Consider the following 15,262-nt stretch of genomic DNA (forward strand, 5'->3'; position numbering starts at 1 on the left):
CGCACGAGACGTATGTGGAGCCGTTCGTCGGTATGGGCGGCGTTCGCCTCCCTAAACACACCGCTTCACCGACGCAAAGTTCGCCCTGTCGCAACGCGTATTCGATTTGGCGCAGAGCTTATTGCCTACCGGCTGAGTAGGAATACCTTGAGTTCTAGGAAGCGTGGTCTGCCGGCGTCCCCCTAGAGCAACGGACGGCCACGTTTCCTTACGAACCAAGGAGAGGCAAGATGGGTAGCTTTTCGCACTACGACCCGACACAGCCGACGATCCTCACCGTGCCCGGCCTCGGCGGCTCCGGGCCATCGCACTGGCAGACCTTGTGGGAGGAGGCGCGGCCCGACACCGTCCGCGTCGAACTCGGCATGTGGAACACGCCGCATCGCAACGCCTGGGTGACCAAGCTGGATCAGGCGATCCGCACCGCGCAGGCGCCGGTGATCCTCGCCGCGCACAGCCTTGGCTGCCTCGCCGTCGCGTGGTGGGCGGAACTCAGCCGCCAGCCCTATGGCTGGCCGGTGGCGGGCGCGCTGCTCGTCGCCCCCGCCGATGTCGATCGCGACGGCGCGCAGGCCGAGCTGAAGGCACTCGCCCCCTCGCCGCGCACGCCGCTGCCGTTCCCCTCGATCGTGGTGGCGAGCACCGACGATCCGTGGATCGATATCGACCGCGCGCACAGTCTGGCGGTCGACTGGGGCAGCCACTTCGTCGATGCCGGTGCACAGGGGCATCTCAACGCGGCAAGCGGCATCGGCTGGTGGAACGAAGGGCGCGACCTGCTCGACCGGGTGGTCCATGCCGCCGCCGATCGCAAGGGCAAGCCGCGCGCACCGAGCGACGCGCGTTCGATCCTCGCGATCAACGCGACCGACGCCGCGCAGAGCCATTACCTCGGCGACCGCGCCGTCTGACGCGTCAGTCGAGGTAGAGGTAGGCCGGGTCGAACTCCGCAAAGCGGCGCAGCGACTTGTTCCTGCGCCGCACCGCCAAGCCTCGCGGCGAGGTCATCAACGATAACTCGTCCGATGTGGCGACGCTCTTCCACAGTCACAATTTCCTCTATTTGATTCAAAGTATCGACAAAAAGCTGCGGTTCCCGCCGTGTCCGACCACGATCACGCCAGGCAAGCCAAAGTAGCAACCGCCGGTCTCGACATAGAGCGCCGCTATCTCGCCCCCCGCTCACCGCTCGGCTCCTGCGGGGGTGGGGGAGACGATGCGGTAGGCAGGCGCAAAGATCAGCTGCTCATGACGTAACGCGGCTGACTTTCGGCCTTTCCGACAAATTCTCAGTTGCGTCGGGGTAGCGTTGCGGTACAGAGCAAGAAAATGACGTAAGATTTGTTGAAAACATTGATGAATCAGCTGACTCTTAATCAGCGGGTCCTTGGTTCGAGCCCAAGTGCGTCCACCACCTCCATACTTGCTGATACACTTTGCATCGTCCGCCGGGACTCTGCCAGGCGTTGCGGTGCAGATGACGCGGGCAAGACATTAACGGGCATTTTGGCGCGGCCCGCGAAGCTGCGAAATTACCCACTTTAAATCGCTTGCTGCGCATCCGGGTCCCGCTGTACGTGACAATCAAATGACAGCTCCTCCCACGGACCGGTCGCGGGATCGCCGGATCGAGGATCCGACCAACCTTTGGATCATACACCCGGCGGCACGTGCCATGCTGCCAGGCTTCGTCGCGCGCGGTATTTCAGCCAATTCCGTCTCTCTTGGTGGGCTGGCGCTCGGCGGCTTGGCGGCGCTGTCTTACGCTCAGTGGGAGAGCTGGCCGTTCGCCGTACTCGGCCTCGCGCTGTCGATCGCTTGGCTGGTGGCGGATGGTCTCGACGGGATGGTGGCGCGCGCCACGGGAACTGCCAGCCCACTCGGCCGCGTACTGGATGGTTTATGCGACCATGGCGTGTTTACGCTGATCTACGTCGTACTTGCATCCTCGATCGGCACGGCCGCGTGCTGGGCGCTAACCTTCGCAGCAGGCGCCGCTCACGCGATCCAGTCCAACCTCTACGAGAGTGAGCGTGCGCGCTTCCACCGCAGGTGCAATGGCGTGGCGGTCGCAGCTCGACCAGTATCGAGCGGCAACCCGCTTGTCGGCCTCTACGATCACGTCGCGGGGATGCTGGAGCGTTTCGCCGGTCGCTTCGACGCCGTGCTGGCAGGCCAAGCGGCTCCGGCAGATTTGGCAAACGCTTATGGTGCAGCGGCGGCCGCGCCAATGCGCCTGATGAGCCTGCTCAGTGCCAACGTCCGCGTCTATGCGATCTTTTTCGCCTGTCTTGCCAGTGACCCGCGCTGGTTCTGGTGGTTCGAGCTCATCCCGCTTTCCGTCATCCTCCTTGTCGGCCTCGTCTGGCATCGCAGGGTCGAGGCACGCCTGGTTCGCAGCGCTTCTGCGCGCAGCGTCAATCCTGAAAATCCATTTCACTCGAAGGACATGAACACTCAATGACGAGCATCAACGTCGCCGTGGTCGGCATCGGCAATTGCGCAAGTTCCCTCGTTCAAGGTCTGTCGCATTACCGCGACGGTGCCAACGAGACGATCGGGCTTATGCACCTTGATCTCGGCGGCTACCGCCCCAGCGACATCAAGGTCGTTGCGGCATGGGACGTCGACAAACGGAAGGTCGGCAAGGACGTAGCGGAGGCGATCTTCGCCAAGCCCAACTGCACGACGGTGTTTTGCCCATCGATCGAACCCACTGGTGCCATCGTGCAGATGGGCGCGGTTTTCGACGGCGTGGCCGAGCACATGGCTGACTATGCTGACGACCGCACCTTCATGCTCGCCGATGCACCGCAGCCCAGCAAGCAGGACGTGGTAGCGGCACTTCGCGCGTCCAAGACCGATGTGCTGATGAACTACCTTCCGGTCGGATCGCAGATCGCGAGCGAGTTCTACGCAGAATGCGCGCTTGAGGCCGGCGTGGCGTTCGTCAACAATATTCCCGTTTTCATCGCCAGCAACCCCGAATGGGCCGACCGCTTCACCAAGGCCGGCGTCCCGATCATCGGCGACGACATAAAGGCACAGTTGGGCGCGACGATCGTCCACCGCGTGCTGACGGATCTGTTTGCCAAGCGCGGCGTGAAGCTGGAGCGTACCTACCAGCTGAACACCGGCGGCAACACGGACTTCCTCAACATGTCGAACCACCGCCGGCTCGCCTCCAAGAAGATTTCCAAGACCGAGGCCGTACAGTCCGTCGCCGCCGAGCGGCTCGACGACGAGAATGTGCATATCGGACCATCCGATTACGTACCGTGGCAGAACGATAACAAGGTTTGCTTCCTGCGCATGGAAGGCACGATGTTCGGCGGGGTTCCGATGAACCTCGAACTGCGCCTCTCGGTCGAAGACAGCCCGAACAGCGCGGGCGTTGCGATCGATATGATCCGTTGCGCCAAACTGGCCAAGGATCGTGGTCTGGCGGGGCCGATCGACGGGGCATCCGCCTACTTCTGCAAGCATCCACGTACGCAGATGACCGACGACTTGGCGGCGCAGGCGGTGGAAGACTTCATCACGCAACGGGGATGATCGGCACCGCAATTTTGTTGGCGGCGGGCGAAGGCACCCGCCTCCGCTCCGCAGCCCCGCTCAAACCGCTGTGTCCGGTCGGCGGCCGTCCGTTGATCGACCATGCGATCGACGGCTTGGCCGTTGCCGGACTGGAGCGGGTAGTAGTCGTTCTGGGGCACGGCGCGGAGCAGATCGAGGCGCACCTCGCGTCGTCGGCATGGCCGATCACCGTGCAGACGGTGCGGACTGGCGATCACCTGAAGCCGAATGGCGTGTCGGTTCTCGCGGCGGAAGCACTTGTCGCGAGCACCGAGGCGGTGCTCGCCATGTGCGACCATCTCGTCGACCCCGCCCTGTATCGCCGTACCGCCGAAGCCGGGGCTGCCGGCGGAGCACGGTTGGCAATCGACCGCCGCATCGGCAGCGACTTGATCGATCTGGACGATGTCACATGCGTTCAGACGGAAGGCGAGCGCATCGTCGCGATCGGCAAAGGTCTCTCCAGCTACGACTGTTTCGATACAGGTGTGTTCGCGATCGGGCCTGAGCTGTTCGACGCGCTCCACCGCCTGAAGGACCCCTCCCTCACAGAGGGCATGCGCATTTTGGCGGAACAACGAAACGCGCTGATTCTGGACTGCAGCGACATCGACTGGATCGACGTTGATGATCAGGCTGCGTTGGACAAGGCAGAGGCATGGTGGCGCGGCAGAAGATAATTTCGGCTTTGTCTGGGGCATGGCTCCGTCGGGAGCAGCTCACATCACTACGGCAGTGAAAATACTACGCCTTACGCGCGTGCCGCTCCGTCAAGACCGGTGCGGGTGGCGCTGGACCGTACCGGCGTGACCGCGTGTATGGCCGGCATGCTGACTGATGCTGCCGGCCATCCGGTAACCGGCGCGGCGGCGAGCGAAGCAAAGTCGGTCAGCGTTGCGCCCAGACATCATCGGACTGACGCCGAATGAGACGGTGATCAAGTACGGAGTGGCTGGAATGGGCAGGACGTCCAGCACGCCGCGACAGGATTTCGTTGCACAATGCTTTGATGCCGACTCTCGCCATGTCGGCAATCGGTTGACGGATGGTCGTCAGTTCCGGCCAGATCGCCGTTGCAAGCGTCGTATCGTCGAATCCGCACACGGTGAGATCGCCGGGAATGCTTAGGGCTTTCCGGTGCGCTACGCTGACAATGGCCGCCGCCATGTCATCGTTGCTGGCGAAAATGGCGGTTGGCCGGTCGGCGAGGTCGAGCAGTGCCTCTGCGGCCTTCAGTCCCGATCTATAGGTAAAAAGTCCCTCCGCAATCAGGGTTGTATCGAGCGCGATCCCGGCCTCGGCTAAAGCCGCATGATACCCTTCAAGGCGGCGGATGCTTTCACTGTGTCCGCGGTCGCCTACGACGAAGCCGATCCGACGATGCCCGAGCGAGAGGATAAGTCGCATCATCTCCATCGCGGCTCCGAACTCGTCAATGTTCACCGCCAGGAGGTTGCGCGATGGCATACCGCTGCCGATCGCGACTGCGGGCACGCTTTCGCTGACGGTCATCGCGATCAGGTCTGCCGTATCGCAAAGCGGCGATGGCAGAACCAGCCCATCGACGCCATCCGCGACCATTCTCCTGGCGACAACCACCGCATCCTCGTCCGGCCGGCATTTCTGAACGACCAGTTGGACGTTCAATTGACTCGCGATGTCCAACCCGCCGATCAGCAGGGCGCTTAGGTAGTTCGTGCTGGGGTTGGTGAATAAGAGCCCGATCCGCATCTGTTGCGCACCGGTCAGATTACGCGCGGCGAGATTTGGGGAGTATTTCAGCCGCCGGATCGCATCGAGGATGCGATCGCGCGTCTCCTCCCTGACGCTCCCGTCCTTGTTGACCACACGCGATACGGTCATTGCGGAAACGCCGGCCATTTTTGCGACGTCGCGAAGTGTTGCAGCTTTGATCGCGCGCTGGGGTGGTTGAGACGTCATTGGCACCTTCCGCGAGATCGTTACGGTCTCTCACCGACTTGCGCAATGCATCCTGAACCAGATTTATAGTATGGCCCATAGCATTCATTAAAAGTTCGGCTTCACATCCGCCGAAAGAGCCGGCGCTTGACGGTGCAGCTTCAGGCGCGGAGACTAGCGCTACGGAGAAGTCGGAGAGGTGCGCGCATGCTAGGGTTGACACGACGCGAGGCTGTCCTCGGCGCGCTTGGGGGAATGGTGGCAGCGCCGCTTGCTGGAAAAAGTGCTTCGAGCTTATCGCTGAACGCAATCGCCACCCGAAAAGGCCTGCGCTTTGGATCCGCGATCGCGTCTGGCGCGCCCGGTGCAGATCGGGGCTCGGTCGCAAACCCTGCCTATGCCAATCTGGTGGCGAGCCAATGCGGTTTGGTTGTCGCCGAGAATGAAATGAAGTGGCAGGCTTTACGGCCGACGCCGACGACCTTTGCCTTTGAACGGTTCGACACCATTCTGCGTTGGGCCGAGCGGCAGCACCTTGCGGTCCGTGGGCACAACCTGCTGTGGCATCAGCCTAAGTGGTTGCCAGCTTGGTTGAACACGTACGACTTCGGAACAACGCCGCACCGCGAAGCGGAACGGCTGCTGACGACGCATATCAATACCGTTTTGAGGCGCTACGGCCAACGGATCGGTAGCTACGACGTCGTCAACGAAGCGGTCCGCCCTGCTGACGGCGTGTTGTACGACACCTCGCTGTCGCGGGCGCTCGGCGGTGCGGAGCCGACGCTGGATCTCGCCTTCCACACCGCGCGCGTCGCCGCTCCCCACGCGCAGCTGGTCTATAACGACTATATGAGCTGGGAGCCCGGCAATGCCGCACATCGCGCCGGGGTGCTGAGGTTGCTGGAAGGATTTCGACGGCGCAACGTGCCGATCGACGCTCTTGGCATCCAGTCGCATCTCGTCACACAGGGGCCGGATGTCGCGGCAAGCGTAACGCGGTTGCAACGCGACTGGCGGCAGTTCCTCGATGCGGTGACGCAGATGGGTTATGCTTTGCTGATCACGGAACTGGACGTTCGTGATAATGGCTTGCCAGCGGACATCGCCGTCCGCGACCGCGCGGTCGCGGAGTACACGCGAGGCTATCTCGACGTGACGTTGAGCTATCCCGCGGTGCGTGATGTGCTGAGCTGGGGGCTGTGTGATCGGTACAGCTGGATCGAGGGGTTCGAACCGCGCAAGGATGGAGCCCGTCGCAGGCCCAGTCTTTACGACACGCAGTTCCGGCCGAAGCCGATGCGCGAAGCGGTCGCGGCAGCGTTCGCCACCGCGACCTCGCGCTGAGACGCGACGCGAGCTGCGGGGCCAGCGAACCGACCCCGACCCCCAACCTCGCGGCCCCGACGCATGCGCCGGGGCCGGGATCTCAGAAGTTGCCGCGCAGGATGAACGAGAAGCGGCGGTCGTTGACGAAGTAGGAACGCGGCGCGAGTACGTTCGGATCACCGCTATACGCCTGCAAGGTCTTCGTTACAGAGTTGGTGAGGTTCACCCCCTGCACGCCGATCTTCACGTATTTGTTGATGTTGATGAACGCCGAGGCATCGAGCTGACCGGACGCATCCTGGAAGATCGACGTGTATGGATAGATCACATCCGCCGCGGTCAGCAGGTAGCTGGAGCGCCAGTTGTAGGCCGCACGGATGGAGATCGGACCCTTTTCGTAGAACAGCGTGGCGTTCACATTGTGTTTGGACAGCCCTTCCAGCGGCAAGCTGCCCGTCTTGGTCTGCGCCGCGACGTTCGTCACCGGTGATCCGCCGTTCAGGAAGGAGTTCGGCAAGCCGTTGCTCTGGATGAACGTGTAGTTGCCGGTGAAGCCGAAACCGCTCAGGAAGCCCGGAAGGAAATTGAAGGTCTGCTGGTAAGCGACCTCCGCTCCCTTCACCTTGCCGTGTCCGCTGTAGTTCGCCGGGCCGCGCGTCAGCAAGTCGAACGTCTGCCCGTTGCTGGTGAGCGGCAGGCTGACCAGCGACTGGTAGAAGAAGCCGGTGATGTCCTTGTAGAACACGTCAGCCGTCAACGACCCGACCCGCGAGAAGTACCACTCCGCCGTGGCGTCGAATTGCCACGCTGTCGCAGGCTTCAGGTAAGGATTGCCGACCTGGCTCTGGAAGTTGCCGTTTCCATCGATCGAGATCTGCTGGAAATTGCGCACCAGATTGGTGTCCGGCCGCGTCAGCACCTTCGATCCTGCGAAGCGCACCAAAAGTTGCGGGGTCAAACCGACCTTCAAGTTGAAGCTCGGCAGCCAGTAGGTGTATTTGTTGGTTGCCTGGCCGAGAACGATCGTTGGGTTCGGAGCGGCAAACTGTTGCAGGCGCGCATACCCTGCAGCCCCGAGCAGACAGACGCCACCCGGTGCAGCCGGAGCGTAACCGGCCGGCAGGTTGGTCGCCGCAGCGGGAACGCAACGGCTCTGGTAGCTGTCGGCGATCCCGAGGGTGGACTGGCTAGGAATGATGCTGCCGCCGAAATTGTCCATGTCGGTGTGTACGAAGCGGACACCGATGTTGCCGGCAATGTCCAGACCCTGGACCAGCGTCTTGCTGTTGAACGACGCCATTGCGTAAGCGGCGCTATCGCGCTGGTGCACACGCGTCACCTCGTTCGGCAGGTAAGGCGAATCCGCACCGACGCCTGCGCGGAGAGCCGCGGGGGTCCAGCGAGTCGACGGATTATCCTGGCTCGCAGCGCCGACCGCCTCGATCTGGTTAATGAACCCGACAGTCTTGTTGTAGCCGTCGATCATGTTGCCGTTGTAGTAATAGGCACCAGCCGGCCCCGGCGTCGCACCCCGGAAGAAGTTGCTGAAGTTGTAGAAGCTCGCGTTGCCGCCGTTGACCTGGTTGATCGAAACAGGCGTGCCGGCCCAGACCTCGCTGAGCATCCCCCAATTGTACGCCGAGTACTTCACCGTCTGGTCGCGGTCGGCATATCGTGCGCCGAACCGGATCTTGTCGATGAAATCGCCGTCTACATCGTAGGTGAAGTCACCCTTAAACTGGAACTCCTTGCCACGACTGTCTTCGAAATGGTCCATGGCTGCGCGCCAGAACTCTACGTTCGGATCGGCGAAATACTGCTGATCGTTTTCGCCGACGAGCGTCGGGTTGGCAGGCCCTGCCCAGCCGGCTGCCAGCGTCGCGGGCTTGTGCGACATGACCGTCGGCAGGTTGCCGGTGAGGTTCAGTTCCTGATCGGCATAGGTTTCGCCGAAAATGTTGAGCTGGCTGACCTGATGGTGCGATTCCGTATAGTCGGCATCAAGCGCAATGTGCAGCCGCTCGGTCGGATGGAGCAGCGCGTTCAAGCCATAGTCGTTGACCGTGTTCTGCTCGTAAGTCTGGCCGCGTGACAGCGAGATCGGCGCGCCCCCGGTCGGGATGAACGTCTGCATCGGCGTGCCGCTGAGGCTGCTGCGATAGCCGGTACCCGGCGTGGTGATGTACCCGCTCTGGAACAGTCCGTTGCTGTCATACTTGTAATTGGTGAACTGACCGACCGGACACTGCGCGCGCACGGTCCCTGAATTTACGTCGGTCGGGTTGGTCAGCGGGCCAGCATTGTTCTGCTGGCAGCCGATCGGATAGGTGCTGTACTCGGACAGATCCGGAGCCGCCTCGAACGTATGCTCGTCCGACAGGTTGGTCGTGTGCGAACGAATATACTGACCCGTCAGCAGGAAGCGGCCGTCGTTGGTTTCGTATTGAGCCGCCAGCGCGATACCATCACGCTTGCGGTCAAAATCCTGCGTACGATACTGGCCGCCCAGAGGCGAATAGAGGCCAGCCATCGGATCTGCGAAGCCATCCGCTCCCGCCGTCGAGGCGGCACCGCACGCGGAGTTAGCTGCCGGCAACGTCGTCGTATCGCCATTACCCGGCAGCGGATTGCGGCAGATCGTGGTGCCGCCCTGACTCTGGTATGTGACCAGAGTATTGTCGCGCGCCTGGAAATTGGTGATCTGCAAGCCGTCGGCGCGGCTGCGCACGCGCGAATAGGAAACGTCACCAAGCAGGCCGAACGTGCCGATGCCGGTGTTCCAGGTGTCGCTGATCAGGATAGATCCGGTCGGCGCCCACTTCTTCTGCAGGTCGCCGTAACTGCCTTCGGCGTCGACACCGACATGCAGGCCCTTGTTGTCGAAAGGCTTGCGTGTGTTGAGGTTGACGGTGCCGGCAAGACCGCCCTCGATCGAAGCGGCGGTGACGTTCTTGTACACCTCGACGGATCCGAGCAGTTCGGCGGGCACGTCGGAGAAATTGATCGACTGACCGCCGATACCGGCGGAAAAAGCATCACGGCCATTAAATTCGGAGCGGACGAAGTTGAGGCCGCGGATCACGACACCCGATCCTTCGACCGAGAAGTGATCGGGATCGTTGGACGCCGCGAAGCGGCTGATCGACACACCCGGAACGCGCTGAAGCGCCTCGGTCACCGACCGGTCCGGCAGCGCGCCAATGTCCTGCGCGGTGATCGCATCCACGACCGTGTCGGAGTTACGCTTGATATTCTGTGCGTTCGCCAGGCTCTGGCGGATGCCGGTTACGACGATGTCGTCGTCTGACGCTTTGCCGCCACTCGATAGCGGGGCGGCCTGCGGATCGGAACTCGATGCTTCGGTAGAAGACAACGTCGTGCCGGACGAACCCGCAGTCCCCTGCCCAGCAACCGCCCCCGTAGGAGACGTCTGATTAGCCGGGTCGGCGTTCGTCTGCGCGTGCGCAGTGCCGGCAATAGCGACGCACAGCGCCGTGGCAGACGCACCGTGAAGGAAGCGAACGAAGTGGCGAACAGCAGTTGTAGATGGCGCAATACGGCGCATTGAGAACCCCTCCCTAGAAGTCGACGCTGTTATCGCGTCTGATCATTTTGTTACCCGCCGGACCCACCCGATCCGGCCCGATTATGTTTGCGGTAACATTTATGAGAAATCAAACACAAAGTTTCGACCTTTGTGACAATCCGGCAACGCTGTTGTAACAATCCGCCTGCGGTTGACGTCGCGCCGTGAATGAGGGAGCAGTCGCCCGGAGCGCACGTCTGAGGCGTCTCGTGGAGAGCAGCAATGCCGGTGCCGGCGGAGTCGAAGGTTCAGGTTGTGGTCGTGGGTGGAGGGACCGCCGGCTGGATGACCGCTGCCGCTCTCACCCGCCTTCTACCCCACCATTGCTCGGTCAGGCTGGTCGAATCGGAAGCGATTGGCGTGGTCGGCGTCGGTGAAGCGACGTTGCCGCACATCCGCGCGTTCAATGAACGTCTCGGCATCGATGAAGCGGATTTCATGGCGCGCACCCGCGCGACCTTCAAGCTCGGCATCGAGTTTCGTGATTGGGGGCGGATCGGCGACAGCTATATTCATCCATTCGGCACTTTCGGGCGAGGAACCGGCGCAGTCGACTTCCAGCATTACTGGACGCGGTTGTTGCGTGAGGGTGCGGCGTTGCCGTCGCTCGATACGGTATCCTACGCGTGCGCACTGGCGCGGAGTGGCAAGTTCGATCATCCGACAACAGACCGAGCGTCGCTTTCGAGCACCTTCGGTTACGCTTATCAGTTCGACGCGCTGTTGTTCGCGCCATATTTGCGCAAGATCGCCGAAGAAGGTGGCGCCGTTCGTACCGAGGGCAGGATCGCCACCGTCGAGCGCGATAGCGAGACTGGCGATATCACCGCAGTCGTCCTCGACGACGGTGATCGGATTGCCGGCGATCTGTTCGTGGACTGCTCGGGTTTTCGCTCGCTGCTGCTCGGTGACACGCTGGAGGAACCCTTCGTCGACTGGTCGCAGTGGCTGCCAACCGACCGCGCGGTGGCCATGCCGTGCCGGACCCATACCGCCGTGACGCCGTATACGAGTGCGATCGCGATGCCGGCGGGCTGGCGGTGGCGGATTCCACTGCAACACCGCACCGGCAACGGCTATGTCTACGCAAGCGCCTTCGTGTCGGACGACGATGCGCGCCGCGCCTTGGAATCCGCTGTGGAGGGCGAGGCGTTGGCTACGCCACGCATCTTGCGGTTCAAAGCCGGGCGGCGGCGGCGCAGCTGGGTCGGCAATTGTGTTGCGATCGGCCTCGCCAGCGGCTTCCTGGAGCCGCTGGAGTCCACCAGCATCTATCTCGTCCAGCAGGCGATCACCACATTGATCGAGCTATTCCCGCAACGCGCTATTGCCGCCAGCGACCGGGACGAGTTCAACCGTATCATCGACCTCGAATATGATCGGATACGTGACTTCCTGATCCTTCACTATCATGCGACCACCCGCGACGACTCGCCGTTTTGGGATCATGTCCGCACCATGACGGTGCCGGACAGCCTGTCTGAGAAACTCGACCTGTGGCGCACGCGGGGCCGGCTTGTGAAATACCGCGAGGGCGTGTTCCTGGATCCAAGCTGGGTGGCGGTCTATCTTGGGCAAGGCGTCGTGCCGGAAGGATGGGATCCGCGGGTCGACTCAATGGCTCCCGACGTTCTGCTGCGCAATCTGGAGACACTGCGCAACGATATCGGTGGCGATGTCGCCCGCCGCCCTGATCACCGCAGCTTTATCGAGCGGTATTGTGCCATGGCGCAGGCTGCATGATGCCTCAGCAGCGGCTCGGACGCGTGCTGGTGGCGGGGGGCGGCATTACGGGGTGGTGCGCCGCCGCCGCACTGAAACGCCGCGCACCGTTTCTGGATGTGACCATCCTGTCGTGTGCGCCTTCGCGGCACGCGGTTGCCGACCAGATCGCATGTACCCTGCCCTCGCTCCTCGGCTTTCAGGAGGACCTCGGCATCGGCACGGCGGATGGCGTTATCCGGGCCGGCAGCGGTTACCGACTGGGAACGCTTTTCACCGGCTGGTCAGGCGGGATGCCGGATTATGTCCACGCCTACAGCCGGTACGGAGCGTCGCCGGGGGCCACCGCGTTCCACCATCATTGGCTTCGCGCCGCTCAGGACGGTTCGGCGGTGGCGTTCGACGACCATTCCCCTGCGGCTGTCATGGCACGGGCGGGACGGTTCGCGCCGCCGACGCCGGGCACGCCCTTTGGCGACCATGAGTTCGGACTGACCTTGGATCTTGCGCGCCATGCGTTGATGCTGCGCGCATTTGCGCTTCACGTCGGCGTTCATGAAATCACGGGCGAGATCAGTGGCGTTTCGCTGGGTGCAACCGGGGCGATCGCGTCGGTCGATCTCACCGCCGGCCCTTCGCTCCATTCCGATTTGTTCGTCGATGCCACCGGACCCGAGGCGACGTTGCGCAACGCGATTGACGATGAACGGGACGATTGGAGCGCTTGGCTGCCATGCGATCGAGTGCTGATCTCCAGAACGCATGACGAACCGATGGTTCTTACCACCATTACCGCGCACGAAGCCGGTTGGCGCTGGGCTAGTGGCGTGCAGGGCGGTTTCGCCTATGCCTCCCGCGCGATCAGCGATGGTAAGGCGGCCCGCGTGCTGCGAAATGCGACCGGAACCACAGCGGACGAACCGATCCACGTGCGCGCGGGCACGCGGCGGCAGCCGTGGCGCGCCAACTGTGTCGCGATTGGCGATGCCGCGACGGAGATCGAACCGCTCGAATGGTGCAACCTGCATCTTGCGCTGAGCGCGATAGACCGGTTGATCACGATGCTGCCCGGGCGTGTCGCTGCCCCGGTTGAAACAGCAGAGTTCAATCGCCAGACGCTAGCTGAAGCCGAGCGGGTCCGCGATTTCCTCGTTATGCATTACCGAACCGCCCGGCGCGGCGAGCCGTTGTGGCGAGACATCGCCGCTGTCGAACCTCCCGCCAGTCTTGCCCATACTCTCGCGCAGTTCGCCGAACGGGGCCGCCTTCCCTTTTATGAGGAAGAGACGTTCGCACGGGACAGTTGGGTCGCGGTGCTGATCGGCCAGGGGTTCCTGCCACGCCGAGTGGACCCGCTGGTTTCCGGCATCCCTGAAGCAAGCGCGCGGGCCGCGATGGCGCGCCACGCGGCCATGATCGCTGCCGAGGTTCCGAAATTCCCGACCCACGCCGCCTACCGGGCGGCCCAGATGAGACACTTGACCCGATGAACGAGCATTCGATCCGCCGTGTTGTCATTGTCGGGGGCGGCACCGCCGGCTGGATGGCTGCCGCCGCCTTCGCCCGCTTTCTCAACAACGGCTATACGCAGGTGACGCTGATCGAGTCGGAGGAGATCGGCACCGTCGGCGTCGGCGAGGCGACGATCCCGCCGCTGATCAATTTCAACCAGATGCTGGGCCTGAATGAAAACACGTTCCTCGCCGCGACGGCGGGGACGTTCAAGCTGGGGATCGAATTCGTCGACTGGGGCGCGGTCGGCGAACGCTACTTCCATCCGTTCGGGAAGTTCGGCCACGACTTGCAAGGTATTCATTTCCACCAGCTGTGGCTGCGCGAGAAGGCGCGGCGGCCGATCGAAGATATCTCCGCCTGGTCGATGAGCGCAATGGCGGCGGCGCACGGCACGTTCGGTCGCGCCGCCGAAGACGCCCGGTCCCCGGTACGCGATCTCTTCTACGCCTTCCATTTCGACGCATCGCTCTACGCGCGCGTCCTGCGCGACTATGCCGAAAAGGGCGGCGTAAACCGCGTCGAGGGCAAGATCGCTGCGGTCGATCAACGTCCCGCAGATGGCTACGTGACCGCCGTGACACTTGAAAACGGGCAACGGATCGAAGGCGATCTGTTCATTGACTGCTCGGGCTTCCGCGGGTTGCTGATCGAAGAAACGCTGCAGACCGGCTACGAAAGCTACGCGCACTGGCTGCCGTGCGACCGCGCCGTAGCGGTCCCGTGCGCATTGCCCAATCCGGCTGAGCCTGACCCGTTCACCCGCTCGACCGCGCATCAGGCGGGCTGGCAGTGGCGTATTCCGCTCCAGCATCGGATGGGCAACGGTCTGGTCTATTGCAGCCAATATCTCGACGACGATGCCGCCGAGGCGCAGTTGCTCGCGAACCTCGAAGGCGAGCCGCTCGCGCCGCCGCGCCGGCTGCGTTTCACCGCCGGTCGCCGCCGCCAGTCCTGGAACCGCAACGTAGTGGCGCTCGGCCTGTCGAGCGGGTTCATCGAGCCGCTGGAATCGACGAGCATCCATCTCGTGCAGGCGGCGATTCAACGGCTGCTCGCGCTATTCCCGGACAAGCGGTTCGACCCGGCGGAACGGAACGAGTTCAACCGGCAGATGCACGATCTGTACGAGGACATCCGCGACTTCATCATCCTCCATTACAAGGCGACCCGGCGCGATGATTCGCCGTTCTGGGATCAGGTGCGCACGATGGACATACCTGACAGCCTGCAACGCAAGATCGACCTGTTCGCGGGCAAGGGCCGGGTGTTCCGGGAAGGTTACGACCTGTTCACCGACCCGAGCTGGATCGCCGTCTTCATGGGTCAGGGTATAGTTCCGCGAAGATGGGAGCCGGCCGCGGATGCGCTGGACGAGCAAAAGGTCGCGATCGCGCTCGAACAGATGCGGCGCGGCTATGCGGACACCGCGCAGCGCCTGCCGACGCATGGCGATTTTCTCAGACGAACCGCTCTGTCGCCACTGGCGGCACCAGTGCCCGCCTCCACCCCCGCTGCGGCGGAAGACGTCCCGTTCTTCGCCTTCACCGCGGAATCGCCTTTCGACGTAAACGGCGGCGGTTCTCCATTGTGAGCGGCCTGCGCGCAGCCGTGACG

General features: G+C 62.9%; 10 protein-coding genes. 8 read left to right on the top strand and 2 right to left on the bottom strand.

Features of this window, described 5'->3' with window-relative positions:
- The first annotated feature begins 230 nt into the window (after positions 1-230).
- From OXR00_RS03010 to OXR00_RS03025, 4 genes are all read left to right on the top strand, one after another.
- Positions 231-911: an alpha/beta hydrolase gene (locus OXR00_RS03010; RefSeq protein ID WP_267386559.1), complete on the top strand. Its 681-nt coding sequence runs from the start codon at positions 231-233 to the stop codon at positions 909-911.
- A gap of 677 nt (positions 912-1,588) precedes the next feature.
- Positions 1,589-2,464, top strand: a complete 876-nt coding sequence (locus tag OXR00_RS03015) for a CDP-alcohol phosphatidyltransferase family protein (protein WP_267386560.1) — start codon at positions 1,589-1,591, stop codon at positions 2,462-2,464.
- Complete coding sequence (locus OXR00_RS03020; RefSeq protein ID WP_242146379.1) at positions 2,461-3,555, top strand: inositol-3-phosphate synthase; 1,095 nt, start codon at positions 2,461-2,463, stop codon at positions 3,553-3,555. Before OXR00_RS03015 ends, OXR00_RS03020 begins: the two co-directional genes overlap by 4 nt.
- Positions 3,552-4,256 carry an NTP transferase domain-containing protein gene (locus tag OXR00_RS03025; protein WP_267386561.1) on the top strand — a complete coding sequence of 235 codons (705 nt, stop codon included), beginning with the start codon at positions 3,552-3,554 and terminating at the stop codon, positions 4,254-4,256. The genes OXR00_RS03020 and OXR00_RS03025 overlap by 4 nt, the downstream gene beginning before the upstream one ends.
- Positions 4,257-4,464: 208 nt before the next feature.
- Here the strand turns inward: OXR00_RS03025 and OXR00_RS03030 are convergent, their stop codons facing one another.
- Positions 4,465-5,517 (bottom strand): LacI family DNA-binding transcriptional regulator, encoded by a 1,053-nt coding sequence (locus tag OXR00_RS03030; protein ID WP_267386563.1) that lies wholly within the window; start codon positions 5,515-5,517, stop codon positions 4,465-4,467.
- A gap of 234 nt (positions 5,518-5,751) precedes the next feature.
- On the opposite strand from OXR00_RS03030, the gene OXR00_RS03035 reads away from it, so the two are divergent.
- Positions 5,752-6,843: an endo-1,4-beta-xylanase gene (locus OXR00_RS03035; protein WP_267387127.1), complete on the top strand. Its 1,092-nt coding sequence runs from the start codon at positions 5,752-5,754 to the stop codon at positions 6,841-6,843.
- Positions 6,844-6,925: 82 nt separating this feature from the next.
- Here the strand turns inward: OXR00_RS03035 and OXR00_RS03040 are convergent, their stop codons facing one another.
- Positions 6,926-10,198 carry a TonB-dependent receptor gene (locus OXR00_RS03040; protein ID WP_267386564.1) on the bottom strand — a complete coding sequence of 1,091 codons (3,273 nt, stop codon included), beginning with the start codon at positions 10,196-10,198 and terminating at the stop codon, positions 6,926-6,928.
- A gap of 435 nt (positions 10,199-10,633) precedes the next feature.
- On the opposite strand from OXR00_RS03040, the gene OXR00_RS03045 reads away from it, so the two are divergent.
- Genes OXR00_RS03045 through OXR00_RS03055 form a run of 3 tightly spaced genes read left to right on the top strand, consistent with a single transcriptional unit; the run spans position 10,634 to position 15,239 of the window.
- Positions 10,634-12,154 (top strand): tryptophan halogenase family protein, encoded by a 1,521-nt coding sequence (locus tag OXR00_RS03045; protein ID WP_267386565.1) that lies wholly within the window; start codon positions 10,634-10,636, stop codon positions 12,152-12,154.
- A complete protein-coding gene (locus OXR00_RS03050) occupies positions 12,151-13,623 on the top strand; it encodes a tryptophan halogenase family protein (protein ID WP_267386566.1) in 1,473 nt (490 codons plus the stop codon). Before OXR00_RS03045 ends, OXR00_RS03050 begins: the two co-directional genes overlap by 4 nt.
- A complete protein-coding gene (locus OXR00_RS03055) occupies positions 13,620-15,239 on the top strand; it encodes a tryptophan halogenase family protein (RefSeq protein WP_267386567.1) in 1,620 nt (539 codons plus the stop codon). The genes OXR00_RS03050 and OXR00_RS03055 overlap by 4 nt, the downstream gene beginning before the upstream one ends.
- Positions 15,240-15,262: the final 23 nt, after the last annotated feature.

It is taken from the genome of Sphingomonas sp. GC_Shp_3 (genome assembly GCF_026540945.1).
GTDB lineage: Bacteria > Pseudomonadota > Alphaproteobacteria > Sphingomonadales > Sphingomonadaceae > Sphingomonas.